Source organism: Alicyclobacillus fastidiosus (assembly GCF_026651875.1).
In the GTDB taxonomy this organism is placed as follows: Bacteria; Bacillota; Bacilli; order Alicyclobacillales; family Alicyclobacillaceae; genus Alicyclobacillus; species Alicyclobacillus fastidiosus.
In genome coordinates this window covers 5,251,911-5,276,378 of record NZ_CP104067.1, presented here as the reverse complement: position 1 = coordinate 5,276,378, position 24,468 = coordinate 5,251,911, and the positions used below count along the sequence as shown (strand labels likewise).

General features: G+C 56.0%; 23 protein-coding genes. 16 read left to right on the top strand and 7 right to left on the bottom strand.

The features are described from left to right. Positions 1 to 5: 5 nt before the first annotated feature. From NZD89_RS25635 to NZD89_RS25580, 12 genes are all read left to right on the top strand, one after another. A complete protein-coding gene (locus tag NZD89_RS25635) occupies positions 6 to 2,312 on the top strand; it encodes a DEAD/DEAH box helicase (RefSeq protein WP_268005491.1) in 2,307 nt (768 codons plus the stop codon). Further along, positions 2,290 to 3,642, top strand: a complete 1,353-nt coding sequence (locus NZD89_RS25630) for a ribonuclease H-like domain-containing protein (RefSeq protein WP_268005490.1) — start codon at positions 2,290 to 2,292, stop codon at positions 3,640 to 3,642. Before NZD89_RS25635 ends, NZD89_RS25630 begins: the two co-directional genes overlap by 23 nt. A 32-nt stretch (positions 3,643 to 3,674) precedes the next feature. Further along, positions 3,675 to 4,292, top strand: coding sequence for a YktB family protein (locus NZD89_RS25625; protein WP_268005489.1), 618 nt, complete (start codon positions 3,675 to 3,677; stop codon positions 4,290 to 4,292). A gap of 27 nt (positions 4,293 to 4,319) precedes the next feature. After that, positions 4,320 to 5,783 carry a bifunctional metallophosphatase/5'-nucleotidase gene (locus tag NZD89_RS25620; RefSeq protein ID WP_268005488.1) on the top strand — a complete coding sequence of 488 codons (1,464 nt, stop codon included), beginning with the start codon at positions 4,320 to 4,322 and terminating at the stop codon, positions 5,781 to 5,783. Then, positions 5,767 to 6,438 carry an endonuclease III gene (gene nth / locus NZD89_RS25615; RefSeq protein WP_268005487.1) on the top strand — a complete coding sequence of 224 codons (672 nt, stop codon included), beginning with the start codon at positions 5,767 to 5,769 and terminating at the stop codon, positions 6,436 to 6,438. Before NZD89_RS25620 ends, nth begins: the two co-directional genes overlap by 17 nt. A 36-nt stretch (positions 6,439 to 6,474) precedes the next feature. After that, positions 6,475 to 7,083 (top strand): DUF2140 family protein, encoded by a 609-nt coding sequence (locus NZD89_RS25610; protein ID WP_268005486.1) that lies wholly within the window; start codon positions 6,475 to 6,477, stop codon positions 7,081 to 7,083. Positions 7,084 to 7,191: 108 nt separating this feature from the next. Further along, positions 7,192 to 9,000: a spore germination protein gene (locus tag NZD89_RS25605; protein WP_268005485.1), complete on the top strand. Its 1,809-nt coding sequence runs from the start codon at positions 7,192 to 7,194 to the stop codon at positions 8,998 to 9,000. Continuing rightward, positions 8,997 to 10,151: a GerAB/ArcD/ProY family transporter gene (locus NZD89_RS25600; RefSeq protein WP_268005484.1), complete on the top strand. Its 1,155-nt coding sequence runs from the start codon at positions 8,997 to 8,999 to the stop codon at positions 10,149 to 10,151. The genes NZD89_RS25605 and NZD89_RS25600 overlap by 4 nt, the downstream gene beginning before the upstream one ends. Then, positions 10,144 to 10,317 carry a hypothetical protein gene (locus tag NZD89_RS25595; protein WP_268005483.1) on the top strand — a complete coding sequence of 58 codons (174 nt, stop codon included), beginning with the start codon at positions 10,144 to 10,146 and terminating at the stop codon, positions 10,315 to 10,317. Before NZD89_RS25600 ends, NZD89_RS25595 begins: the two co-directional genes overlap by 8 nt. Positions 10,318 to 10,469: 152 nt before the next feature. After that, positions 10,470 to 10,901: a ribonuclease HI gene (rnhA, locus tag NZD89_RS25590; RefSeq protein WP_438938760.1), complete on the top strand. Its 432-nt coding sequence runs from the start codon at positions 10,470 to 10,472 to the stop codon at positions 10,899 to 10,901. Further along, the gene (queG, locus tag NZD89_RS25585) at positions 10,898 to 12,052 is read left to right on the top strand and encodes a tRNA epoxyqueuosine(34) reductase QueG (RefSeq protein ID WP_268005481.1); all 1,155 of its coding nucleotides are present in this window, start codon (positions 10,898 to 10,900) and stop codon (positions 12,050 to 12,052) included. Before rnhA ends, queG begins: the two co-directional genes overlap by 4 nt. Continuing rightward, positions 12,039 to 12,602 (top strand): methylated-DNA--[protein]-cysteine S-methyltransferase, encoded by a 564-nt coding sequence (locus NZD89_RS25580; protein ID WP_268005480.1) that lies wholly within the window; start codon positions 12,039 to 12,041, stop codon positions 12,600 to 12,602. The genes queG and NZD89_RS25580 overlap by 14 nt, the downstream gene beginning before the upstream one ends. Here the strand turns inward: NZD89_RS25580 and NZD89_RS25575 are convergent. The 3 genes from NZD89_RS25575 to NZD89_RS25565 all read right to left on the bottom strand — a co-directional run bounded on the left by NZD89_RS25575 (position 12,558) and on the right by NZD89_RS25565 (position 15,985). Then, positions 12,558 to 13,901: a YutH/CotS family kinase-like spore coat protein gene (locus NZD89_RS25575; RefSeq protein ID WP_268005479.1), complete on the bottom strand. Its 1,344-nt coding sequence runs from the start codon at positions 13,899 to 13,901 to the stop codon at positions 12,558 to 12,560. The two genes, NZD89_RS25580 and NZD89_RS25575, sit on opposite strands and share 45 nt — an antisense overlap. A 160-nt stretch (positions 13,902 to 14,061) precedes the next feature. Then, entirely contained in the window at positions 14,062 to 15,147 is a 1,086-nt protein-coding gene (locus NZD89_RS25570; protein WP_268005478.1) for an isocitrate/isopropylmalate family dehydrogenase, read from the bottom strand. Between the two features lie 79 nt (positions 15,148 to 15,226). After that, a complete protein-coding gene (locus NZD89_RS25565) occupies positions 15,227 to 15,985 on the bottom strand; it encodes an IclR family transcriptional regulator (protein WP_268005477.1) in 759 nt (252 codons plus the stop codon). A gap of 152 nt (positions 15,986 to 16,137) precedes the next feature. Here NZD89_RS25565 and NZD89_RS25560 point away from each other — a divergent pair, with 152 nt between their 5' ends. The 3 genes from NZD89_RS25560 to NZD89_RS25550 all read left to right on the top strand — a co-directional run bounded on the left by NZD89_RS25560 (position 16,138) and on the right by NZD89_RS25550 (position 18,371). After that, complete coding sequence (locus tag NZD89_RS25560; RefSeq protein WP_268005476.1) at positions 16,138 to 17,094, top strand: amidase domain-containing protein; 957 nt, start codon at positions 16,138 to 16,140, stop codon at positions 17,092 to 17,094. An 88-nt stretch (positions 17,095 to 17,182) separates the two neighbouring features. Beyond that, on the top strand, positions 17,183 to 17,647 hold the full coding sequence (locus NZD89_RS25555; protein WP_268005475.1) for a tRNA (cytidine(34)-2'-O)-methyltransferase: 465 nt from the start codon (positions 17,183 to 17,185) through the stop codon (positions 17,645 to 17,647). A gap of 4 nt (positions 17,648 to 17,651) precedes the next feature. Beyond that, a complete protein-coding gene (locus tag NZD89_RS25550) occupies positions 17,652 to 18,371 on the top strand; it encodes an HAD family hydrolase (protein WP_268005474.1) in 720 nt (239 codons plus the stop codon). 124 nt (positions 18,372 to 18,495) lie between these two features. Here NZD89_RS25550 and lpdA read toward each other — a convergent pair whose 3' ends face one another. From lpdA to pdhA, 4 genes are read right to left on the bottom strand one after another with little or no spacing between them, the layout of a single operon-like run. Continuing rightward, positions 18,496 to 19,908: a dihydrolipoyl dehydrogenase gene (gene lpdA / locus NZD89_RS25545; RefSeq protein WP_268005473.1), complete on the bottom strand. Its 1,413-nt coding sequence runs from the start codon at positions 19,906 to 19,908 to the stop codon at positions 18,496 to 18,498. A gap of 3 nt (positions 19,909 to 19,911) precedes the next feature. Continuing rightward, a complete protein-coding gene (locus NZD89_RS25540) occupies positions 19,912 to 21,219 on the bottom strand; it encodes a dihydrolipoamide acetyltransferase family protein (RefSeq protein WP_268005472.1) in 1,308 nt (435 codons plus the stop codon). A gap of 20 nt (positions 21,220 to 21,239) precedes the next feature. Continuing rightward, positions 21,240 to 22,220 (bottom strand): alpha-ketoacid dehydrogenase subunit beta, encoded by a 981-nt coding sequence (locus NZD89_RS25535; RefSeq protein ID WP_268005471.1) that lies wholly within the window; start codon positions 22,218 to 22,220, stop codon positions 21,240 to 21,242. A 1-nt stretch (position 22,221) separates the two neighbouring features. Beyond that, a complete protein-coding gene (gene pdhA, locus NZD89_RS25530) occupies positions 22,222 to 23,298 on the bottom strand; it encodes a pyruvate dehydrogenase (acetyl-transferring) E1 component subunit alpha (RefSeq protein WP_268005470.1) in 1,077 nt (358 codons plus the stop codon). 344 nt (positions 23,299 to 23,642) lie between these two features. On the opposite strand from pdhA, the gene NZD89_RS25525 reads away from it, so the two are divergent. Continuing rightward, positions 23,643 to 24,368 (top strand): alpha/beta hydrolase, encoded by a 726-nt coding sequence (locus tag NZD89_RS25525; RefSeq protein ID WP_268005469.1) that lies wholly within the window; start codon positions 23,643 to 23,645, stop codon positions 24,366 to 24,368. Positions 24,369 to 24,468 lie beyond the last annotated feature (100 nt).

Below are 24,468 nucleotides of genomic sequence, written 5' to 3'. Positions count from 1 at the left end.
GCACAATGAATCTGGAGCAATTGCTCGCCGAGTGGCAACGGGACCCGTCGTTCATGTCCCAAGTGGCGGCTTGGAAAGTGACGCAAGCGACGCCGGGACAGTTTCGGTCGATTCCGTCGGCGGCGCACGAGGACCTGTTGAAGGCGCTCAAGAGCCGCGGCATCAAGCAGCTCTTCAGTCATCAAGAAGAGGCGTGGAAGGCCATTCAGGCGGGTCGTGACACGATGGTCGTGACGCCGACAGCCAGCGGCAAGACACTGTGCTACAACCTACCTGTCCTCAATGCCATCTGTGAGGACCCGTCGGTCCGTGCACTTTACATCTTCCCCACGAAGGCCCTCGCGCAGGACCAAGTGGCGGAATTGAGCGAACTCATTGAGCATGTCGAGACACAAATTAACTCGTTTACATATGACGGAGATACACCCGTCCACGCGCGGCAGAAAATCCGGGAAGCAGGCCACATCGTGGTGACGAATCCCGATATGCTGCACGCTGCGATTCTCCCGCATCACACCAAGTGGTTGCGGTTATTTGAGAACCTGAAGTACATCGTTATCGACGAGACGCATATTTATCGCGGCGTATTCGGCAGCCACTTCGCCAACGTCCTGCGGCGGTTGGAGCGGATCTGCGCGTTTTATGGTGCGAAGCCGCAGTACATCATGAGCTCAGCGACCATTCAAAACCCTGGCGAGCTCGCGCATTTGCTGACGGGCCGTGAGGTTTACGTGGTGGACAAGTCGGGTGCACCGCAAGGCGAGCGTCACACGGTGTTGTACAATCCGCCCGTCGTCCACCAGCAATTGGGGCTGCGACAATCAAGCCTGCAAGTCGCAAGGAGAATGGCTGGGAGGCTGCTCGGCGAGGATATCGCCACCATCGCGTTTGTGAAGACGAGGACGCAGGTCGAGGTCTTGTCGTCGTACCTGAAGGCCGATGCCAGAGACCGGCTTCGAGGCGGGATTGTCGGGTATCGCGGCGGGTATCTGCCGAGTGAACGGCGAGCGATTGAGCGCGGGCTGCGTAGCGGCCAATTGCGCGGTGTGGTGAGCACCAATGCCCTCGAACTCGGAGTCGACATCGGCGCGCTCGACGCATCGTTGACGGTTGGCTACCCTGGCTCTGTCGCTTCCGTGTTACAGCAGAGCGGGCGTGCCGGGAGGCGGCGAGGTGTGTCGTTGGCGATGTTTATCGCCAATGCATCCGCACTAGATCAATACCTTGTGCACCACCCTGAGGCGTTACTCGAGATGTCTCCTGAGTCGGCGAGAATCTATCCAGATAACTTGTTAATCTTGATGGACCACCTAAAGTGTGCGGCGTACGAGTTGCCGTTTGGCTCCGATGAGTCGTTTTCTGTCGAAACCACTTCCGAATTGTTGAAATACCTTGCCGATGCTCGAATCCTGCACGCCGGTCGCGACGGGAAATACCACTGGATGGCCGACGCGTTGCCGAGTGCCGGCGTGTCCCTGCGCAGCGCTGCACAGGAAAATGTGGTCATCGTCGACGAGACGGAACCGCGGCCGCGCGTTATCGGAGAGACCGACAGGTTCAGCGCCCTGACGACACTGCACGAAGAGGCCATCTATTTGCATCAGGCGAGATCGTACCAGGTTGAAAAGCTCGACCTCGCCAACGGGAAGGCGTTCGTCCGCGCCGTCGAGGCGGATTATTACACCGATGCAGAGCTCGCCGTTCGGCTTCAGGTGCTCGACGAACTGGAGCGCGTCGACGAGCGGCCGGAGGCCGTACACACCTTTGGCGAGGTCGCGGTCAATGCGACGCCGACGCTGTTTAAGAAGATCAAGTTCGACACGCACGAAAACCTTGGATGGGGCCGGATTTATCTGCCCGAAGCGGAATTGCACACGGTCGGTTATTGGGTTTCCTGGGCCCCGCACAGCTTCCAGTTCAACCAGGAGGAATGGGAAAGCGCCTTGAAAGGCATGGGCCACCTGCTCAAGCACGCCTGTGCACTGCACTGCATGTGCGCGACGTCCGATTTGCATGTCACCGTTCAGGTGCGTGACCCACTCGGCCAGCGACCGACGATGTACGTCTACGACGCGTACCCAGGCGGGATCGGATTGTCCGAGCGGATTTTTCGTGATAGAGATCTGATCCTCTCTTCCGCGTTCGACATGATTCGACAATGTCCGTGCGAGAGTGGGTGCCCGGCTTGCGTTGGTCCAGGCCAGTCTGAGGAACATTTGAAGGAACGCGCCCAGATGTTACTCGCATCGTCCATCGACCCCCTCTCGCGACAAGAAGGGTGTGATGGGCGTGGCCCGCAGTTTGCTAGATAAATTGCGCGCGCTCGAACAGTCGGTCAAGCAGTCACAAGAGCCTGTCGCTGTGCCAGAGACGGGCCAATCCCCAGACGCTGACACAACACCTGTAAGCGGTGATGACGCCTTCGAGCGGGCCGGCTTTGAGCGCTTGGAGACGCCTTACGGACACTGTTGGCGTCGCAAGACCACCTTCGACGTATTCACGCGGCACGGGCACCACCTGTTCGCGGACGTGCTCGAAGTGGACTACACCGGTCTCGCGCACCTCGTGGGCGGCCCAGTGGATCCATCCTGGATGCGTTACTACGACGTGGAGACCAACGGTCTTGGGACCGGGGCGGGCACCTTTCCGTTTTTACACACCATTGGCTACTTCGAACACGACGAGTTGTGTTTTATGCAGTACTTCGTTGACGACCACGGCGCGGAAGCAGCCGTCCTTCACGCCATCGCCGAGCACCATCTACCCGAAGGGGTGACCGTCGTGACGTTCAACGGCAAATCCTTTGACTGGCCCTTGTACCAGAATCGGCGCGTCTTGCACCATTTGGACCGCCTGGAACGTGGACAACTAGACTTGCTCCACCCCAGTCGCAGGCTGTGGAAGTCGCAGTTGGCGAGTGTGAAGCTCGTTGAACTCGAGCGGGGTGTCCTCGGCGTCCATCGCCTCGACGATTTGCCGGGGAGTCAGGCACCTGAACGGTATTTTCAGTTTCTCGAGTCGCGTGATGTGCAAGTGGTCGAACCGGTGATATCCCACAATTTAATGGACGTTTGCTCGTTGGTGGTCTTGCAGGTGGAAATCGCTCGGCTGTTGAACGGCGAGGAGTCCAATCTTCCGTCGCCCACGCATTTGGCACTCGCTTCGTGGTATGACGCATGGCACGAAGTACAGGCGGCGGCCCTCTCGTATGAACGAGCTGCCCAGGCACAGGACGCAAGTTGGCGCGCGCACTGGTTGTACAGTCTGTTCCTCAAACGGCAGCACAACGAGGACGAGGCTTGTCACCTCTGGGCGCAGATGGCGACCGATTATCCGGAGCGAGTGGAACCGCTGGTCGAACTTGCAAAGTGTTTCGAACACCGTCGACGAGATCTCGCACGAGCCGAAGAGGTCGTCGAGGAAGCACTGCGGCGACTTGTCAAACCATCTTCGGGACACCACCTCGCCATTCCTCATCGCGTGGAGGCCCGACCTGTCTTGACAGCGGACGTCGCGCAGTCGCCCATCGAGCGTGCGCTTTCGCATCGATTGTTGCGGATCCAAAGAAAACGCGCGCGTGTACATGGCCAGGAGTCGGACGCGACGCCGGTGACGCTTGCGGATAAGCCTAGTCTTGTCTAGTGTATAGATGAACGTTGTTGGGGGGCGATAGTTTGTTCTCGGGGTTTCAGGAAGTCGATTTTGAGGTATTCTCCGTACCGGGTCTCGACGCTCGGATGGATGCGATAAAAGCGCACGTGCGACCCAAACTAGAGGCACTTGGCGAGCACTTTACATCATTTCTAGCGCCGCGTCTCGGGGAGGAGGTCTACGCGCACGTGGCGAAACACGCGCGTCGCACAGTCAATCCACCGAACGACACCTGGGTGGCGTTTAGTACGAACGCGCGTGGGTATAAACAACACCCTCATTTTCAAATCGGCTTGTGGCAGACGCATCTGTTCGTCACCTTTGGATACATCTATGAAGCGTCGCAAAAAGTCGCGTTTGGCGAATGGATGGGAAGAAACGCGCATCAAATACATGAGCGGATTCCGTCGGACTTTATGTGGATACCAGATCACACAAGTCCGGTTGCGATTCCGGCGAGTGATGTCCGGGAAGAGGATATCGTTCGGTTTGCGGACAGACTTCGGACGGTGAAAAAGGCGGAGCTCCTCGTCGGAAAGCGGTACGAGCGCGAAGCGGTCGTGAACATGTCCGCAAGTCAGTTCCTCGGCGCTGCGGAAGCGGTTCTGGAGACGCTTGTCCCGTTGTATCGGTTGTCGTAGGGCAGATACGCGTTGTGAGGTGAAGCCGTGCAAATCCACTTACTTCATGTGAACGACGTACATAGTCAATTGGAGAGCTATATGCGATTGGGTCACCAATTGCGCGCTTTGCGCTCGTCTCTCGTTGACCAGGGCGATATTGTGCTGACGTTCGACCTCGGAGATGTACTGGATAGGGTCCGGCCCGAGACAGAGGCGACGATGGGCGTGGTCAATGTCGACATGATGGCAGCGCTCGGCGTCGATGGCTGGGTGTTTGGCAACAACGAGGGTCTCACGATTCCCGTAGAGTGTTGGCCCGCCTTGACACAACATGCGAATACCGTCGTTTATGGGACCAATTTCCGGCAGCCGACGAAGGGCGCCTTCGATTATTTTTCCGATTATCACGTCTACGTGCGCAATGAAGTACGCATCGGCGTGTTCGGGCTGACGCCCAACTACACGCTGCCTTACGATATGCTCGGCGTCCTGGCGGAAGATCCGTTTGAGCGCGCGAAGGCCGCCGTGCAGGAACTGCGCGGTGCGCGCTGTGACGTCATCGTCTGTTTGTCTCACCTGGGCAGGCGGACAGATCACCAGTTGGCGCGCGATGTGGCACATTTGGATGTCATCCTCGGAGGGCACACGCACGAATTTATGACCGAACCGGATTGGGTAAATCACACCGCCATTTTCCAACCTGGCAAACATGCCCGCACGTTTGGGCATACCACCATCACATTGGACGCGAACAGACGCGTGATTGGCGTGTCGGCAATGCCAATCGAGGTCTTGCTCGAATCACCGTACGACGAGCGGATGGAGAAGGCGTATGTCGATCACTGTGAAGGCGTGTCAGAAACGCTCCATCGGCGCGTGGCGACCATCGCTGAACCATTGCCCGTGATCTATGAGCGAGAGTCGGCATTCGCAAACTTGCTTGCGGACGTCATGTACGATGAGATTCCGGGAGACCTCTGTGTGATGATGACAGGGGCGCTGAACGCCAGTTTGTTGTCGGGGGATATCGAGCTCATTCATTTGTTAGGCGCGTGTCCAACGCCGACCCGCCCTATCGTGGTGACGCTCACCGGCCACGAACTCATCGCCGTGTTCAACCAAGGGATTCAAGAGGCGACGTATGCAAGACGTGGCATCGGGTTTGGCTTTCGCGGTGGTCTAATCGGCTACCTTGTCGTGTCCGGTGCCATCATTGACGTGACGAACGGGGAAGGCGATGCGCCCACGGTTCGAGAGATCCGGATTGGCGGCAAGCCAGTGCAAGAGGATCGGGAATACCGTGTGGTCACGTGCGAATACTTATGGCTTTCACCCGTCTTTGGGGCATTTCGAAACGCGCGCGACGTGACCTATCAAAGGCCGCTCGTCCGGGAGGTGCTCCTCGCCAGGCTTCAGGACGAAGGGCGAATGGAGCGGGCGAAGACTCCACGCTATCGGTACCACAGAGCACATGTAGAAGAGGTGGTGTCAAGTGGCCCTGTTGTCTAAAAAGGAAACGGTAGAGGTGATGGATAAGCTTTCGAAACGCTATCCTGATGCCAAGTGTGCCCTCAATCACTCAAATCCGTTCGAGTTGCTCATCGCGACGATGTTGTCTGCACAGTGTACAGATGTGCGTGTCAATATCGTCACAGAGCGCCTGTTTCAAAAGTATCGCGGCCCTGAAGATTTCGCTGCCGCAACGGCGGAGGAAGTCCAGGAAGACATCCGCGAGGTCGGCCTGTTTCGGTCTAAAGCCCAGAACATTGTGGCTACCTGCCGGATCCTCATGGAGCAGTACGGCGGCGAGGTTCCTGCCGATCGGGACAAGCTCGTCAAACTGCCAGGTGTCGGGCGCAAGACGGCCAACGTCGTTTTGTCCAACGCATTTGGCATACCTGCGCTGGCGGTGGATACACATGTGTTAAGGGTGTCCAACCGGATTGGACTCGCGAAGAGCGATTCGCCGGACGACACCGAGCGGCAAATCTGCCGACGCGTCCCAAAAAGTCAGTGGTCACAAGCGCATCATTGGTTGATTCACCATGGGCGGCAGATTTGCGCCGCGCGAAAGCCAAAGTGCGAAGCGTGCCCAATTCAGGAGCATTGTCAGTACTTCCGCAGTACAGCTGGACGAAAAGGGCGCGCCGTAAAGACGTCCTGATCACAGCCTTGAACAGGCGCGAGGAGGTTCAACTACATGTGGTGGAAGCGCGGCTTTATCATTTTGTTGTCTTTGAACATCCTCGTCTTCGTCGGAGGACTCATTGTTTTGGACACCTTCCCGTCCCAGAGTTCCTCATCGGTAAAAAATATGCAGTCCACACAGGACGACAGCAAAACCGCCGCGGTACAAGTGGTGATTGGTCAGGACGCCATCAACAGCTACCTTGCGTATGAGCTCACGCAAGAAGCGGACGTCCAAAAAATTATGAGCTATGCACACATTCAGTTTGCGTCCACGTGGAATTGCGATCTCGGTGTGAAACTGCTCGATAAGGTCGTCCCATTTCACCTGGTATTCGTACCGGACGTGGAGAACGGCAATTTGAACTTACAGGTACAAAGCGCGTCGATGGGAGAGGTACCTGTTCCCAACAGCCTTTTATTCCTGCTGTTAAAACACCTCCAATGGCCGAATTGGATCAATCTCGACGCGAATCATCAAACGATTCAACTGAATTTCACCGAGCGGCCGCAGCAGCCGTTTGGTGTTCGAATCCTAAACTATTCGTCCACCACTCAACAGCTTACGCTGCAGGTCATGATGTCCCCGTCTGCCATTGCACAAGGGACCACTGCGCACTAACCCCTGTTCTCCCACACCAACCCCTCGACCGCATATTTTCAAGGAAGCATAAGCTCTGCACCGGTGTCACAGGATATATGGAGATTCTAGGACCGGGAGGAAACACTCGTGCAGAGCAGATTCACTTCCTTGTTAAAGCGCTTGGTTACAGTGGACGACACCGTCCTGGACCAACAATTTACGCTCGTTGACGACGAATCGGATACGAGTTACGAGGCCGACGGCAATAAGCAGACCCCCGAAGTCATCGACTTCGATACGGACGAAAACAAGACGGAGACAAGGCGCCCCGTGTCGATGCGCGAATTTATCCGCAGAGGGACAGACGAATATAACGAAGCAGTACGAAAATCGCACGTCGGCCAGGATGAGGATTTGCCCGTCTCGATAGACGAGATGAAGGCACGAATCGAACGGTTCTTTCATCTGCCGCAGAACAAGGACATCGTCGTCCGCGAGTTTAGCGTTGGGGTACAGACCAAGAAACCGTGGCGGGGGCTCGCGGTATTTATCGACGGGATGGCGGACAAAACCGTAATCAATCAGGACATTCTCGAGCGCTTGATGCTATTCACCGAGTTTGTCCACGACGAACCTCGTCGGAATATGGAGTACATCGCGGAGAAAATCTTGACAAGCAATCAGACGGCTATGCTGGAAAAGTGGTCGGAGGTGGTACAAACGGTGTTGTCGGGATCGACCGCCGTGTTGCTCGACGGTTGCAACCGCGCTTTATCGGTCGAGACCAAAGGATGGGAACATCGCTCTATAGGACCACCGCAGGCGGAGGCGGTGGTGCGAGGGGCGCACGACTCGTTTACGGAGAGCTTTCGGGCCAACACGGGGCTGGTCCGCGCTCGATTCCGTTCCGAGCATTTGGTCACTGAGATCTACAGCGTCGGCAACCTCGCCACCATCGACGTGGCAGTCATGTACGTGCACGGCGTGACGAATCCGAAACTCGTTCGCGAAGTGCGCCGGCGGATCAAGGCGATTGACGTGGATTATGTCTCGAGCGCGGGAATGTTAGAACAGTTCATCGAGGATCAGCCGAGTAGGCTCATCCCGCAGGTGTTGTCGACGGAGCGGCCGGACAGGGTTGCGGCATCCTTGGCAGAAGGGTACGCCGCGATATTCGTTGGCAACAACCCGTATGTCTTAATCGCACCGGTTGTCCTATATTCGATGGTTCACACCTCGGAGGACGCCAATCTTCGTTTCCAGGCGGGGACGTTTATCCGCTGTCTTCGCTGGGTGGCCCTGTTCGTGGCGTTGCTATTCCCGGCGTTGTACGTCGCGGTGACGAACTACCACCCAGAAATGCTGCCGACCGACTTGATGCTCGCCATCGCGGGAAGTCGCGAACAAGTTCCCTTTCCTGTTATCGTCGAAATTTTACTCATGGAGTTCGCCATCGAACTGATCCGCGAGGCCGGGATTCGCATCCCTTCTGTCATCGGTCCCACCATCGGTATTGTGGGGGCGCTCATTATTGGACAAGCGGCAGTTCAGGCGGGCATCGTCAGTCCCTTGTTGGTAATCGTGGTGGCGACCACGGCGTTGGCGGGATTCGCCATACCGAATTACGAACTGAGTATGGCGATTCGAATCACTCGCTTTTTATTCTTGTTGGCCGCTGCTGTTTTGGGCTTCTACGGCATCGCGATTCTCTGCTGCGTCTACGCGGTGCGCTTGTCGATGCAGAAGTCGTTTGGCGTTCCGATTCTCTCCCCTATCGCCCCGAGTAAAGGAAGTTCCAGGGACGTGTTGTTGCGCGGGCCCGTGTACACGATGAATCGTCGACCTGTATTTTTGAATCCTCTTCGCAGTTGGAGACAACAACCGATTACAAGGCCATGGAGTTCGGACACAGGCGCGCGCAAGGGCGCCGATAAGAAGGGGAGTGACAAATCGTGAAAGACCAGCAGCAGAAAGCCCGAATCACTGCCAATCAGTTGACGGCGATGCTCATCATCGTGGTCGCAACGAACGCGTTCCTCACGTATCCGCAATACGTCAGTCAATCTGCTTATGAAGCGGCGTGGATGGAGCCGATTATCTCAGGGATGATGACGCTCGTCCTATTTTTTCTGGTGGAGTGGGTGTTGCGCAAGTACTTTCACCAATTGGACATCGTCGAAGTCAGCAAGGAAATATTCGGGAGAATCGGTGCCGCGCTCATCGCCATCGTGTTTGCGGCCTACTTCCTGTGCACCACAGCAGTCGTCGTGCGCGAATTCACGGAGAACGTGATCAGCACCGTGCTGCCCTCCACACCGATATTGCTGGTCGGTGGAGTGTTTATGGCGGCCGTTGGCTATATTGCGTACGCAGGACTCGAAGGAATCTGCCGTACCGCGTATATCTTCTTGCCAATCCTCCTGATTGGGCTGATTGGCGTGTGCGTGGCCACGATGAATTGGTGGCATGTGTCCTTTCTGTTACCGATTTGGGGTACAGGAGTCAACCACGTTTTGAACGGGTCCTTTAGATACAGCGCAGTATTCTCTAACGTGCTGTTGCTGACCATTATCTACAAACACGCACATGATCCCAGACAGATGCGCCAAATCGGTTCGGTGAGCATCACGGTGTCGACGTTGCTGCTGACGTTTCTCATCGTCACCTATCACATGGTGTTCCCAGCGGTGGAGTCGGAACAAGTTTCGTTCGCCCTGTACCGATTGGCGCGGCTTATCTACCTCGGACCCTTCTTTCAGAGGATGGAGAGCGTCTTCATCTTTCTCTGGGTCACCTCTGCCACCGTCAAAATGGCCGTGACGCTGTGGTGCTCGGCGTACCTTTTGGGGAAGGCGTTCGGTTGGCCTACTTATCGGCCTGCTATCCCGGTTCTCTCCCTGCTGTCCTGGTCCATCGCCATGTGGGCCGACAACTGGGTGCAAGTGGTAAACGTGGACGGGAGGTATTTGATGAGTTGGGGTTGGGTGATTGTCTTCGCATTGCCTATCGCGGTGTTGTTCATCGGCGTGTTGCGCCGTGGTCTGCGAGGCCCACACGACGGGCCCGGAGACAGGCGAAGACGAAGGAGGAGCGTTCGCCATGCTTAGATTTATCCTGGCCATGGTCATTCCTGTGATCATCTTTATCTACACGATGTCGTTTACGCGTTGGATGAGTAGTCAAAAGCACCTCGTGGCCGCGACATCCGCAGCCCTCCTCGGGGTCGTGACGCTGTTTGCGAGCGGCGCGACGATTTGGAAGCTCTTGAACTGAATACGCCGGGGGCGGTGGGCAGATGATGGGGTTTGACCGACTCACCCCATCGTTATATGCTGGGAGCGAACGGCAAGGCGTGGAACGGTTTGTTCTTGTTCCACGGGCGATAGCCTTGTCATCGAGGAGGTTGCCAAGGCGTGAGTGACGCAGTGAAGGAAGTTGTCGTCTACACGGACGGCGCATGCTCAAAGAATCCCGGCCCCGGGGGGTGGGCAGCCGTCTTGAAATATGGGGAGCACATCAAGGAAGTGTCTGGTGGCGAGGTGCACACGACGAATCAGAGGATGGAGATCATGGCCGTGATCGGGGCGCTCCAGGTCTTGAAGCAGCCGTGTGAAGTGGTCGTCTACTCCGATTCCGCGTATGTGGTGAATTGCTTCCAGCAAAAGTGGTACGTCAACTGGCAAAAGAACGGCTGGCGGAACAGTAAGGGTGACGCCGTTCAGAATCGAGACCTGTGGGAGGCATTACTTGCGGCGATGGCACCCCATCAGGTGCAATTGAAAAAGGTCAAGGGCCACGCGGGTGTCGCGTGGAACGAGCGGTGCGACGAACTGGCGAGGGCGGCCATCCCTCGATGAGCGCTCAGTTTGACCTACTCGCGCTGCAAGCGCTGGCTAGGGAAGAGGGCATCGACGATATCGGAGTGACCGATACTTCTCCGTTTCCAGAGTTGATTCCGTGGCTTGAATCGTACGCCAGTCGCGGCCGCACGGGTTTTGAAGCGGAGGATATCCAGGCGAGGATCAATCCTCTTTTGTGGATGGACACAGCGGTATCCATCGTCGTCATCGCCCTTCCGTATCTGACCGAGGAAGGGGCGCGCACCGCCCGCTCGCACCCAAGTGGGCGCACCTACGGGCTGACGTCCCACTACACTTATGGAATCGATTATCATCGCGTTTTGGCGGACAAGCTTCGGGCTCTGCATCGACGGATGGAGGCGGCTGTCGGTCGGGACATCGACATGAAGCTGTCCGTCGACACCTCGCCGCTCGTGGATCGGCGAATAGCCGAGCGTGCGGGTCTCGGCTGGATCGGAAAAAATGCGATGTTCTACAGCCACAAACACGGCTCTTACGTGTTTCTGGGCGCCATGCTTGTCGATCTCGCCATTCCCCCCATCACCGCAAATCCCCCGAGCGTCGGTGCCCTGTGCGGCACGTGTAAGCGATGTTTGCAGGCATGTCCTACAGGAGCGATTCTCGCACCCGGCGTCATTGATGCGACTCGTTGTCTATCGTATGTTACACAGATGAAGGGCGTCATTCCCCTCGAATTTCGAGACAAATTGGGCCGTCGAGTCTGGGGGTGCGATGTATGCCAGTCGACATGTCCATTCAATCGAGATGTTGAGCCGTCCCACGTCGATGCATTTGGGCCGAGTGACGAGTTGGCGTATCCTGATCTCGTGGAACTTCTGCACATGTCGAATCGACAATTCATGCGCAAGTTTGGACATACGGCGATGGCGTGGCGAGGGCTTCGCACCCTTCAACGAAACGCGCTCATCGCGCTCGGCAACACGGGAGTTCGCGGGGCGGTGCCGGAGTTGGTCCCATTTTTGGCGAGTGAGCGAACCGAGTTGCGGTCGAGTGCGGCGTGGGCACTCGGCAAACTGGGCGGCCCAGAGGCATCGCAGGCGCTCTCCACGGCGCTCGACGCCGAGGCGGATGACGTCGTTCGAGAAGAATTGCGAAATGCACTGGAGGCCTGTCATGAACACGATTGAACGCAGCATCCTCAAGATGTCTATCGGTGAAGTGTGCGGACGAACCGTGGATACCCCGTTTGGCCCGTTCTCTATCATGACTTGTGAAAGCGGATTGATGTATGCCAGTTGGGGGACACTCCATCGGTTTCAGGCACTTTTGGACAAGTGCAGAGCGGGGGATCGCGCTCGAACGTTTGCGGACCAGGCGGAAGCGGAACTACATGCGTACTTTCATCGGGGCGCGGAACAGTTTCGCGTGCCATTGGTGTACCAGGGAACCCCGTTTCAAGAGGCGGTCTGGGCTGGACTCCGCGCTATCCCGTATGGACAGACTTGGTCCTACAGCGAATTGGCGGTGCACATTGGCAACCCACTCGCGGTTCGCGCAGTTGGGCAGGCCAATCGGGCGAACCGCATTGCGGTGGTCATTCCGTGCCACCGCGTCATCGGGGCGAACGGTGCGCTAGTCGGCTACGCGGGCAGTGAGACCGATTTGAAAGCCTCTTTGCTGCATCACGAGCGGTCAGTCGTCGCCGACCGACAGACTGCGGACTTGGGCCGTAAATGACTTTAAAAACGACTGTCGACGCGCCTCTTGGTCTGCGTAAGCCAGGAGATCGTCGATTTGCGCCGGGTCTTTGAAGAAGTTGTAGCGAGTGTGGGCCAAACGCCAGGCGCGATACGGGAACTTCAACAGGGCCTCAACTAGCCGATACTCCACCTTCGGTATCGACTTGACCGTGTCAAAATGGAGAAAACACGCGTAGGCGATGTCTCCACTCCAATTGTTGACCTGCAGGCTCCGCCGCAAGAGGTGTGCCATGTCCAGAACCCTCGGGGCAAAGGTCGACAGTTCAAAGTCGATGAGGTGCACATTGTGGTCGGGCGCGTACAGACAGTTCCCGGGGATGACGTCGAGATGACAGATTCCTGGGTGCGTTTTGTCGTGGCTTAAAAAAGCGGCGCATTCGTTTTGTTGTAGCAACTGAAGGCTCTCTGCGGCGTCGTCCTGCAGAGCGGATTTCAACGATACAAATAGCTGATCGAATTCGTCCTTGTCTTTCATCGCCTCGGCGCGATAGAGCAGTTGGCGCAGATCTCGATTCCGCTGTTTCGTCATCTCCAACAGGTCAAACGCATCTTCTGGCACGAACTTTTCCGATGTAAAACCTCGCGTGGCTTCGTGAAATTGGGCAAGGGCATAGGCCGTTTGCGCAACGTGCTCGGCAGAGGCGAAGTTTGCAGGTTGTCCATCAATCCACTCCGAAGCGTAGTACACATTTCCGCCATATACCACACCAGGCGACTTCTTTTTGGTCATCAACAGTTTGCTGCATCGAGTGAATCCCTGTTTTTGTGCGTATTTCAACATTTTGTGAATAAACCACACGTGTGGCAGTGAGATCGTGGTTCGTTTGACCGCATACCGCTGTTCGTCTTCCGTGACGACGCGCAGGATGTCGGGAAGTTGTTCCCTGCGGTCCACATCAATTGGGTACCGCTCAAGCACGGTCGCTGGCACGAGTGGATCATTGGCACCGGAGGCAGTCGTACTTCGCCGAGGGCGCGTCCCTGGCGGCCGGGCTTGGCAGAGGTCCGGACCACTGTGGCGAACGTCTGATGTCGCCTCCTCGTCGCTGGTAGGTACGCCGGCTGACGCCTGACGGACTCCACCCGCGGTGGACCGCCGCTGTCCATTGCCGGAGCGCGGCTCGAAGGAGCGGGGGGGAACGTCTTGTGCGGCCTGCGCGGCGGTTGTGTTCAGGCCCGACTTCGCGTCGAATTGGGCCTGCAGAAAATAGGGTGGCTTCATAAATTCCGCAGCGATTTCCTCAAACCAGTCTGGCATCTTTTGTCGTTTTGTCATCACCATCACCTAACGAAGGATTAGATGACATCAGCCTATTCCGCGGCGCAGTAGATCGGCTGGGCAGGTGCCCGCAAACGGCCATCAAGCCAACAAAAAGAGCCCGGAGAACAAGGTCGCATTCGACTTGTCTCTCGGGCTTGCTGCACTGTTTTCACCATTACATTCCGTCGCCAAATGTGCTCCAGACTTCAAGTTTCGTCCGAATGCGGCGAATCACTTCATCGGTGAACTCGGTAGTCGTCGAACTGCCACCTAGGTCTGACGTGCGCGTGCCTTCCATAATCGCCTCGAGCGTACTCTCGTAGATGGCGCGGGAGACGGATTGCGCTTGCTTGTCATCTTGATAGCCAAGCAGTGCCGCGCCAGCCAAAATCATGGCCATCGGGTTGGCGATGTTCTTTCCGAACAGACTTGGCGCCGTACCGTGCGGGGCTTCCGCCATGATGACGTTCGGGCGGAAGTCGTCGTCGAGTGCCAACAACATCGATTCCGATCCGGCGATGGAGCCGAACATCTGAAGGACCAAGTCCGACAGACAATCCCCGTCGCGGTTGAGGGCCGGGATCACGAGCGGCTCACCTGCTTTAACGAGCAACAAGGCGTAGGTCGCGTCGATGAGCTGAGGGTCGTATTGCACGTCAGAGTACTGCTTTGCCGCAGCATCCAGCTCTTCCTTGAACATACCCTCGTAAATCGGGCTCACGGTGAATTTTGGACCACCAAACACTTTGGCGTTCAAGCGCTTTGCGTGCTGGAACGCGTATTTGGCCACGCCCTTACAAACGGCACGCGAGATTTTTTCCGTGCGGAACGCGTATTCGCCGTCCTCGGTCTCCTCCCGCCATTCTTTAGCCCCATAGGCATCGTCCACGGCCATGCGAACGACGGAGATTGGAGAGTATACGCCAACCGGGGGCGCGATTCCAGGGATGCGGCGGCCGGTACGCACAATCACCGTACCGTTGATCTCTTTTCTCAAAATCGCGTTCGGACTCCCGACGTCGCCTTTTGTCTCCGGTGTGATAGTGGCCGCTTTGAGTCCTAAGCCACTTTCCCGCATGGCAGCGGCGGCTTCATGAACCACTTGGTTGTTCGTCTTGCGCCGGTTTTCCAGGCTCAGGTCAAAACGTTGAAACGCGACGTCATAGCCGGTCACGTCTGGGGAGAGCACGCGCAAGGCCTGCTCGAGTAACTCCTGACCCGTTTGGTCGCCTTCCATCACGACGATGGTTGGTTTAGACATGCCTTTCACCTCAACTTCTTCACTTTTGCGCTGGTGTATGTGGAATTCGAATGCAGAACGGGTGGATTCGCACAAACACTTAGTGGGAGAGCCTCTTTGCGAGCCAGGCCGCCGATGCACACAGGGCGTCGACAAATTGATTCATCTTATCGACTGTAAATCGAGAAACAGGTCCGGAAATGGATAACGCAGCGATGCATTCACGATTGCGGCCAAACACAGGAGCGGCAATGGCCGCAGCGCCATTATCCCGTTCCTGGATGCTAACGGCATAACCATCTATGCGTATTTTGTCCAATTGGCGCAACAAATCCTCACGCGCGAAGTCGAGAGGGATTTGTTCCCGCAAGAAAACCTCTTCAACCACCGCTTCGTCCGCAAATGCCAACAGGACTTTCCCGGACGCGCCAATGTACAGCGGATATTTCTTTCCGATGGCGACCACGTTGCGAATCGGTTCGTTGCTCTCGACGGCTTGAACTCGAATTCGTTCGATACCTGACCGAATGTAGAGGCTCACGGTCTCGCCGGTGACATCCCGCAACTTTGCCATTTCAGGCAGCGCCAATGTCGTCAACTCGTCTGACAGGTACACATTCCCGAGGAGTTCGAGCACACTCCAGCCCAATATGTATTTGTCCGATCCCGGCTGTTTGCGAACAAACCCCTTTGTCTGTAGCGACAGCAGCAGGCGATGTGCCGTACTCTTGTGTAGCCCAACCTCGCGCGCAATTTCACTCAAGCTCAATTCACGCGGGGATTTTGCAAAATAGAGTAGGATGTCTAGCGCTCTTTCGACCGCGCGGACTGTCGTCGATGTGGTGATATTGTCCGCCAAGGATGGCTCCCCCTCTGTCTCATCATACAGAACAGCGCTCCACGGAGTAGTATAGCATAATTCATTCCGGGTTTCATGAGTCACCCCGGAGATGATGCACAAGTCACGGCGTTTGTCATAGAATACAGCATTAAACTGTGAGGTGTGGTGCGGTGAAATCATGTATTGAAGCGGTTCGTCAATATTTTGACGCACGCACGCAAAACTGGCTGAGAAAAAATGAGTCCCTATTTTTGGGGGTAATCCCAGATGGAACCCGTCCGAAATGGTTGACAAGGGCGGTTCATCAGGCGGAACGAAAACGCCAGGCGTATCTCGCCCAAGGCAAGCGATTGGGTCGGGCACACACCAATATCGACATCGTCGACATGCAGGTGGCAGAGGATAAGGAAACGGTACACGTCACCGCGGTAGAGAAAATCTGCTGGGCGTATACGGATGCGCGCACGCCTTCTGTGGAATGTCGGACGATTGTCCACCGACAGGTGTGGAGGTATGTCGACACATCTTGGCGCCTGCAGAAGGCGGAAGAGACAAGCGACGGCAAGTCGTTCTTGCACGAGGACGTCGGTCCTCGGATAGAAGAGTCGCTGCGCACACCGCAGAATCCACAGCGTAAAGCGATCTATGATCGCGTTCGTGCCACACGTTACGCCGATGTGTGGTGGGACGATTTCAACCCACGTTATCCTAGGATCGCGGACGATTGTACCAATTTTATTTCACAGTGTCTCCATGCTGGCGGGCTGCCGATGACCGGCATCGGCAAGCGGGATAGCGGGTGGTGGGTACAAAACAGGAAGGGATCGTGGAGTTACAGCTGGGCTACCTCCAACGCGCTATACCGCTACCTGCGCAGGAAGGTGGGTGCAAAACTGGTGTCCACGCCATCGGAATTAAAGATGGGGGACCTCGTGTTCTACGATTGGAATGGATCCGGCACGTACCATCACAGTACCATTGTGACTGATTTTGATGACTCGGGGAATCCGCTGGTCAATGCACATACGGACCCGAGTTACCATCGGCCGTATACGTACTATGACAGTCGAGCGTGGACAGAGCGCACAAAGTATGCGTTCGTTCACCTGCCTGATCAGCCGTCGTAAACAGGGCGGCCGGAACCTCCATCAGCATTCTGTTGCGTCGACGAACGTGCTAAACTGTTCATGGCATTAGAATGGTGGAGGTATCTACATGAACATCGTACTTGTAGAACCCGAGATCCCGGCGAACACGGGGAATATTTCCCGAACGTGCGCAGTGACAGGCAGTTCGCTGCACCTGGTTCGACCGCTCGGGTTCTCAACCGACGACCGACAATTGAAGCGTGCCGGTCTCGATTATTGGTCCTTGCTCGATCTCACCTACTACGACTCTTTACAAGAACTTTGGGACACTCATCCCGAAGGGCGGTTTTACTACGCGTCTACAAAAGGCGGACAGTGGTATACCGACGTTCAGTTTGGCATGAATGACTTCCTCGTTTTCGGCAAGGAGACAGCTGGATTGCCAAGGTATGTGCTGGATGCTCACCGTGACGACGTCATTCGCATTCCAATGCGGAACGACGCAAAGGCGAGGAGCTTGAACCTGTCGAACGCGGTCGCGATCGTCGCATTTGAAGCGTTGCGTCAGAATGGCTTCCCAGGAATGGTGTAGACATATGCTCACGACACTCCTGTTCGATCTCGACGGCACGCTCTTACCGTTCGAATTGGATTCGTTCATGAGAGGATACTTCGAACGCCTGGTGCCGCACTTGCGAGACCACGTTCACCCGCACGAAGTGGCGCCGTGGATCTTAGGTGCAATGCGGCGCGTTGTGGAGAACGAAGTTGTGCACCTGACGAACCTGGACAAGTTTCGTCGGGCGCTTTTCGACAACGAGTCCGAGAAGGAAGCGCAGATTTGGCCAATTTTCGAGGCGTTTTACGCTTCCTCGTTTCAGGAACTGCAGGATTTGACATCCCCGACGAACATTGCGCGGGAAATATGTCGAACTGCGTACGACAAAGGGTACCAGTTGGTGCTGGCGACGAATCCCATCTTTCCGGAGGTCGCAACACAGTCGAGAATGCGCTGGGCAGGGCTTGATGAATCCTGGTTCAGGCTCGTGACGACGATGGAAAACAGCCATTTTTGCAAGCCCAATCCGAAGTACTTTCTGGAGATCTTGGATGCCTTGGACCTGGCTCCGAATGAGTGCATGATGATTGGAAACGACGTACAAGAGGACGGGGCGGCTGGACACGTAGGGATTCGCACGTATCTCGTAACGGACAACTTGATTGACCGTGAACTGGGCACGTTCCACTTCGAGCATCAAGGTACTCTTGAGGAAGTATTGCGCTTTGTGAAAGGACTGCCGCCGGTACGTTCCTGACGCTAGGTTGTTGGTTAGGTGGCAAGGCTCGTTGCAGGAAGCCTGAATGGCGTAGATGAAAAAGGGCCATCCCAGTCATCTTCGATGACGTCTGGGACGGCCCTTTTTTGCGAGAGAAGCTGGTTTAGCGAGTGACGATGTGGATTGGCGATCCCAAGCCCACTTCGGCGGCCTCCATCACCATTTCTCCAAGAGTTGGGTGAGCGTGAATGGTCAACGCGATGTCCTCAAGTGTTGCACTCATCTCAATCGCAAGACCGAGTTCTGCAATCAGGTTGGATGCTTCATAGCCAACCACTTGCGCGCCTACCAGGACACCTGTTTCCTTATCCGCAATCAGTTTCACGAAGCCCTCCGTCTGATTTAGGGCTGTTGCACGGCCGTTTGCGGCGTACGGGAAACGGCCTACGGAGACACTCGTGTACTCTTTCTTCGCCTCGTCTTCGGACAGGCCGACGGATGCCATCTCAGGATCCGAGAAGACGACCGCAGGAATACAACGGTAGTCGACGACGCTCGGCATGCCTGCAATCGCTTCGGCTGCGACCTTGCCCTCGTAAGACGCCTTGTGTGCCAATGCGGCGCCAGGGACGATATCGCCGATGGCGTACACGTTCGGGTTGGTGGTGCGGCATTGGCCATCCACCTTGATGAGACCCTTGTCACCGACTTCGATGCCAGCGTCTTGCAGACCCAATTCGTCGGTGTTCGGTCGGCGTCCGACGGTGACGAGCAGATAGTCCGCCTCAATCGTCTTCTCTTCGCCAGACTTGTCCGTGTAGGTCAGCTTTACGCTATTGTCTGTCTCTTCGACTGACTTGGCCATGGCTTTGGTCTCAATCTCGACATCGTACTTCTTCAGGTTCTTTTCGACCAGGCGAACCATCTGTTTGTCAAATGCGGCGAGGATGCTATCCAAGCCTTCAATGATGGTCACTTTCGAACCGAACTTCGCGAACGTCTGACCGAGCTCCGCACCGATGTACCCACCGCCGACTACAATCAAGCGCTCTGGCACTTCGTCGAGCGAGAGTGCTTCCGTCGAAGAGAGCACGCGTTTGCCGTACGGCAGGGATTTCAGCTCGATCGGACGCGACCCGGTCGCGAGGATACACTGTTCGAATTTGATACGCTGGCCACCGTTTTCGTGCATAATGCGCACTTCATCCGGCTTCGTGAAGAAGGCTTCGCCATCGATGACCGTAATTTTGTTCCCCTTCATGAGGGACTGTACGCCGCCTGTCATCTTGTTGACGACAGATTGCTTCCACTCTTGGACCTTCTTGTAGTCCAACTTCGCCGTGGATTCGATTCCAGGGAATGCTGACTCACGCGCCGACTCATATTGATGAGCAGCCGAAATCAGTGCCTTGGATGGGATACAACCACGGTTCAAGCAGACGCCGCCGAGTTCAGCTTTGTCTACGATGGTGACCGACTTCCCGAGTTGCGCTGCGCGGATAGCGGCGACGTATCCGCCAGGGCCCGCACCGATGACTAGAACCTCAACCTCTTCCAACATCTCGCCTACGACCATGAATTACACCTCCAAGATTAAGAGACGCGGGTTCTCCAACAAACGCTTGATGTCGTTGATGAAGCGCTGGCCGAGAGCACCGTCGATAACGCGGTGATCAAAGCTCAGGGCAAGTGACATCATGTTTCCAACTGCAAACTCGCCATTGCGAATGATCGGCTTTTCGGTGATGCGTCCGACACCGAGGATGGCGACCTCTGGGTAGTTGATGATCGGTGTGAAGAACATGCCGCCCGCGGAGCCGATGTTCGTGATGGAGATGGTGCTGCCACGCATTTCGTTCGGTGCCAATTTACCAGCTCGACCACGTGTTGCCAAATCGGTGATTTCGTCCGCAATGGTCCACATGTTCTTCTTGTCCGCATGGCGTACGACCGGCACGAGAAGACCTCTGTCGGTGTCTGTTGCGATACCGATGTGGTAGTAATGTTTCAATACGAGTTCCTGTTTTTCCTCGTCGAGTGTGGAATTCAATTGTGGGCTTTGACGCAGTGCTGCGATCATCGCCTTTACGATGAACGGCAAATAGGTGATCTTGGTGCCGCGTTCCGCAGCCAAGGGCTTTATCTCCTTGCGGAGCTTGACGAGCTCTGTGACGTCTACTTCGTCCATGAGTGTCACGTGCGGAGCGGTGTAGGCGCTCTTCACCATAGCCTTGGCAATCGCTTGGCGAATCATCGGAAGCGCTACGCGTTCCTCGACTTCGTCGCCGCTGACTTGCGTGACTTTCGTCAGTGCAGCCGCCTCTTTGGTCTCGACGGCAGCTTCGACTGCCGGAGCTTGGTTGCCACCCGCCAAGAACTTGTCGATGTCTTCCTTCGTCACTTTGCCATGATTGCCAGTGCCAGTGACATTTGTGATGTCGACGCTCTTGTCGCGCGCATACTTGCGGACGCCAGGTGTGGCGAGCACGTCACGCGCCGAACTCTTGACATCTGCCGCAGCGGCAGGCGCGGTCGACTTCGTCTGCTCGGCCGACGCCTGTGCCTGTGCGGTCTCTGTCGAGGCTTGCGCGGGTTCGCCCTGTGCAGCGCCGGCGGCGTGGGCTGTTGCGCCTTCGGGGAGATCTCCCTCTACGTCGATGATCATCAGGATATCGCCGACGACGGAGGTGGTCCCTTCTTGCACTTTCAGTTCCTTTACCGTACCGGTGACGGGCGAAGGTAACTCGACCAACGATTTATCGTTCTCAACTTCGGCGATTGCGTCATCTTCTTCGATTTTGTCGCCTGGTTTTACGAGCCATTTGCTGATGCGGCCTTCATGCAGACCTTCACCTAGCTCTGGGAGCGGCAATTCAAACAATGCCATCGAGTGTTCACCTCCAGGTATTAGAGACTAACGACTTTATTCAAAGCGGCGAGAACGGATTGTTGCGTGGGCAACCACTCATCCTCGATGAGGCCATACGGATAAACCGTGTCAGGCGGGGTCACGCGCAGTACCGGTGCTTCCAGGTGGAAGATGGCTTGCTCGTTGATCTGTGCCACAATTTCCGCACCTGCGCCAGCCGAGCGTTGAGCCTCTTGGACGACGATAGCGCGTCCCGTCTTCTGAATCGATGCCGCGATGGTTTCGATATCGATTGGGCTGATGGTGCGCAGGTCGATGACCTCTGCCTGCAGGCCCTTGTCCTTCGCCCATTGGTCTGCGGCCTTTTGGGAGACGCCGACCATTGCGCCGTAGGTGACGATAGTAACGTCCTTGCCTTCGCGAACGACGTTGGCTTTGCCAAGCGGAATGGTGTATTCCTCTTCCGGCACTTCCTGACGGAAAGACCGGTACAGGCGCATGTGTTCGAGGAAGATGACCGGGTCATTATCGCGAATGGCGGAAAGCAACAAGCCCTTTGCATCGTACGGCGTGCTTGGGATGACAACTTTTATGCCAGGCGATTGCAAGAATAGCCCTTCCAAGCTGTCCGAGTGCAGCTCTGGTGTTCGAACGCCGCCGCCGAACGGGGAGCGAATGGTCACCGGTGCGTGAAAACGCCCGCCGGAACGGTAGCGCAAGCGCGCGATTTGACTTGCGATTTGGTCAAACGCTTCGAACACGAATCCGAAGAATTGAATTTCCGGTACAGGACGAAAGCCCTGAACAGCCAAGCCGTTCGCGAGACCGATGATGCCGCTCTCTGCCAGAGGCGTATCAAACACGCGGTCTTCGCCGTATTTCTTTTGCAGCCCTTCCGTCGCACGGAACACGCCGCCGTTGTTGCCCACGTCTTCTCCGAAAAGCAGTACCTTTTCGTCGCGTGCCAACTCGAGGTCAAGTGCATGGGTGATGGCTTGAATCATGGTCATTTGTGCCATCTCAGTTCGCCCCCTCGCCATTTATTTCAGCACGTTGGCGTTTTAGTGCCGTCGTAGGTTCTTCAAACATCACATCGATGAGGTCCTCAACCTTCATCTTCGCCGCGCTGTCCGCTTGCTTGAGCGCTTCGGTGATGGTGTCTTTTGCAGCTTCAATGACCTGCTGTTCCTCGTCGTCAGACCAGAGGCCCTTTTCCGTCAAGTACGTGCGGAAGCGCACCAGCGGATCCCGCTTCTCCCAAGTCGCTTCCGTTTCCTTCGTGCGGTAGCGAGTCGGGTCGTCACCAGACATGGTGTGTGGTCCATAGCGGAACGTGACGGCCTCGATGAGGGTGGGCCCTTCGCCGGCACGTGCTCGATCAGCCGCTTGTTTCACGGCAGCGTAGACGCCGAGAATGTCCATCCCGTCGACCTGTACGCCTGGGATACCCGCTGCGATTGCCTTTTGTGCCAACGTTTCCGCGGCAGTTTGCTTTTCGCGAGGGACGGAGATGGCATACTGGTTGTTTTGTACGAAGAACACAGCTGGAGCCTTGTAGGCACCCGCAAAGTTCATTCCTTCGTAGAAATCGCCCTGGGAGGTACCCCCGTCACCGGTGTACGTGATGGCGATGCGTTTCTCGCCCTTCAGTTTGTAACCAAGTGCGATACCCGCCGTTTGGACGATTTGTGCGCCGATGATGATTTGCGGCATCATGACGTTCACGTCATCAGGGACGCGGCCCCCTTCTTGATGACCACGTGAGTAGAGGAACAACTTGTACAAAGGGTACCCGTGGTACACGCACTGTGGGAGATCGCGATAGCCAGGGACGACGAAGTCCTCCTTGTCCGTCGCAAACTCACTTCCGATCATCGATGCCTCTTGACCTGCAACAGGCGCATAGAAGCCAAGACGTCCTTGCCGCGTCAATTTGATGGCACGTTGGTCGAGAATTCTCGTAAACACCATGCGTTTCATCATTTCGCGCAGTTGATCGTCAGTCAAATTCGGAAGCAATTCTTTATCGGTCACTTTACCGTTCTCGTCTAACACTTGTACGTACGGAACGGCGTGTTCGGAGACCGTTTTGCCCATATTCGTCACCTCATTCCGAAAGCTGTGTAGCGATGATAGCGTGTGTGCCTATGTATTCACCCAGCCGTCCTGTCGAAGCGAACGGCACACGCACGTAGTGATACAGTTCAACAAATATTATAATACACAATGTTGGAGTGTGCGAATCACTTTCGTGTCACGCACAATTTACTGTTATAGAATAATAGTGCAATGAGACTATAACAGTTTAGTACAGCGCTTTCTTTTACTAAAGAAGGAACGCGCCCTGTCGAAAAGCGTCTACGAAGTTCGCTGCATCCAATCCGCGCACAGGTGAGGCTTGTATTTGTACACGCGAAGAAGACGAGAAGGAGATGGTTTCTGTGAGTACTCAGCAAAGAAAGATCGAATCCCACACCCTCTATAGCCAGAACTTAAACGAAGAACGGACGATCAAGGTGTTTGTCCCACATTCCTACAAATCCGACTCGCCGTTGCCCATCGTGTACTGTCACGACGGCTTAGAGTTTTTTACGCATGGGCGCGTGGCGACCATCGCCAATGAGTTGATGACAAGTGGTGAGATTCCACCATTTCTCATCGCCGGGATCGCCGTCAATTTGGACGAGCGCCGAAACGACTACGCGATGGATGGTGCCCGTCACGAAGCCTATCAGCACTTTGTGGTCGACGAATGCATGCCCATGTTGGACGACTTGTACGCAGTCGACCCGAACGCCCGGATGATGGCCGGTATCTCGCTCGGAGCCGTGGCGTCACTCAGTTTTATGCTGGCGTATCCACAGTACTTTCATACCCTGATCTTGTTTTCTGGCGCATACTTTCCGCCTGTTCAGCGGCGCATTGATGAGGAGCCCGACTTGAGCAGGTTGGCCGCCTATATGTTTATCGGGGACGAGGAGCGAGAGGCGAAGACGCCCTCTGGCATCTACAATTTTTACGAGTACAACGAGGCAATGCGCGACATTTTAATCGATCGCGGTGCAGAAGTCGACTATCACGTAGGGCCAGGAAATCATATCTGGGGCGTCTGGCAGAAGCAGATACCGGACGCTTTGCGGTGGCTCGGTCGACACATCCGCTCCTAGATATGGTGTGTGACCCATAAACTGTGGAAGGTGGGGTTGCCGCACGCACCCGACCCTGCGAGGGTGCGACGAAGATACAGAACTGGAGAGGGAGGAGGAC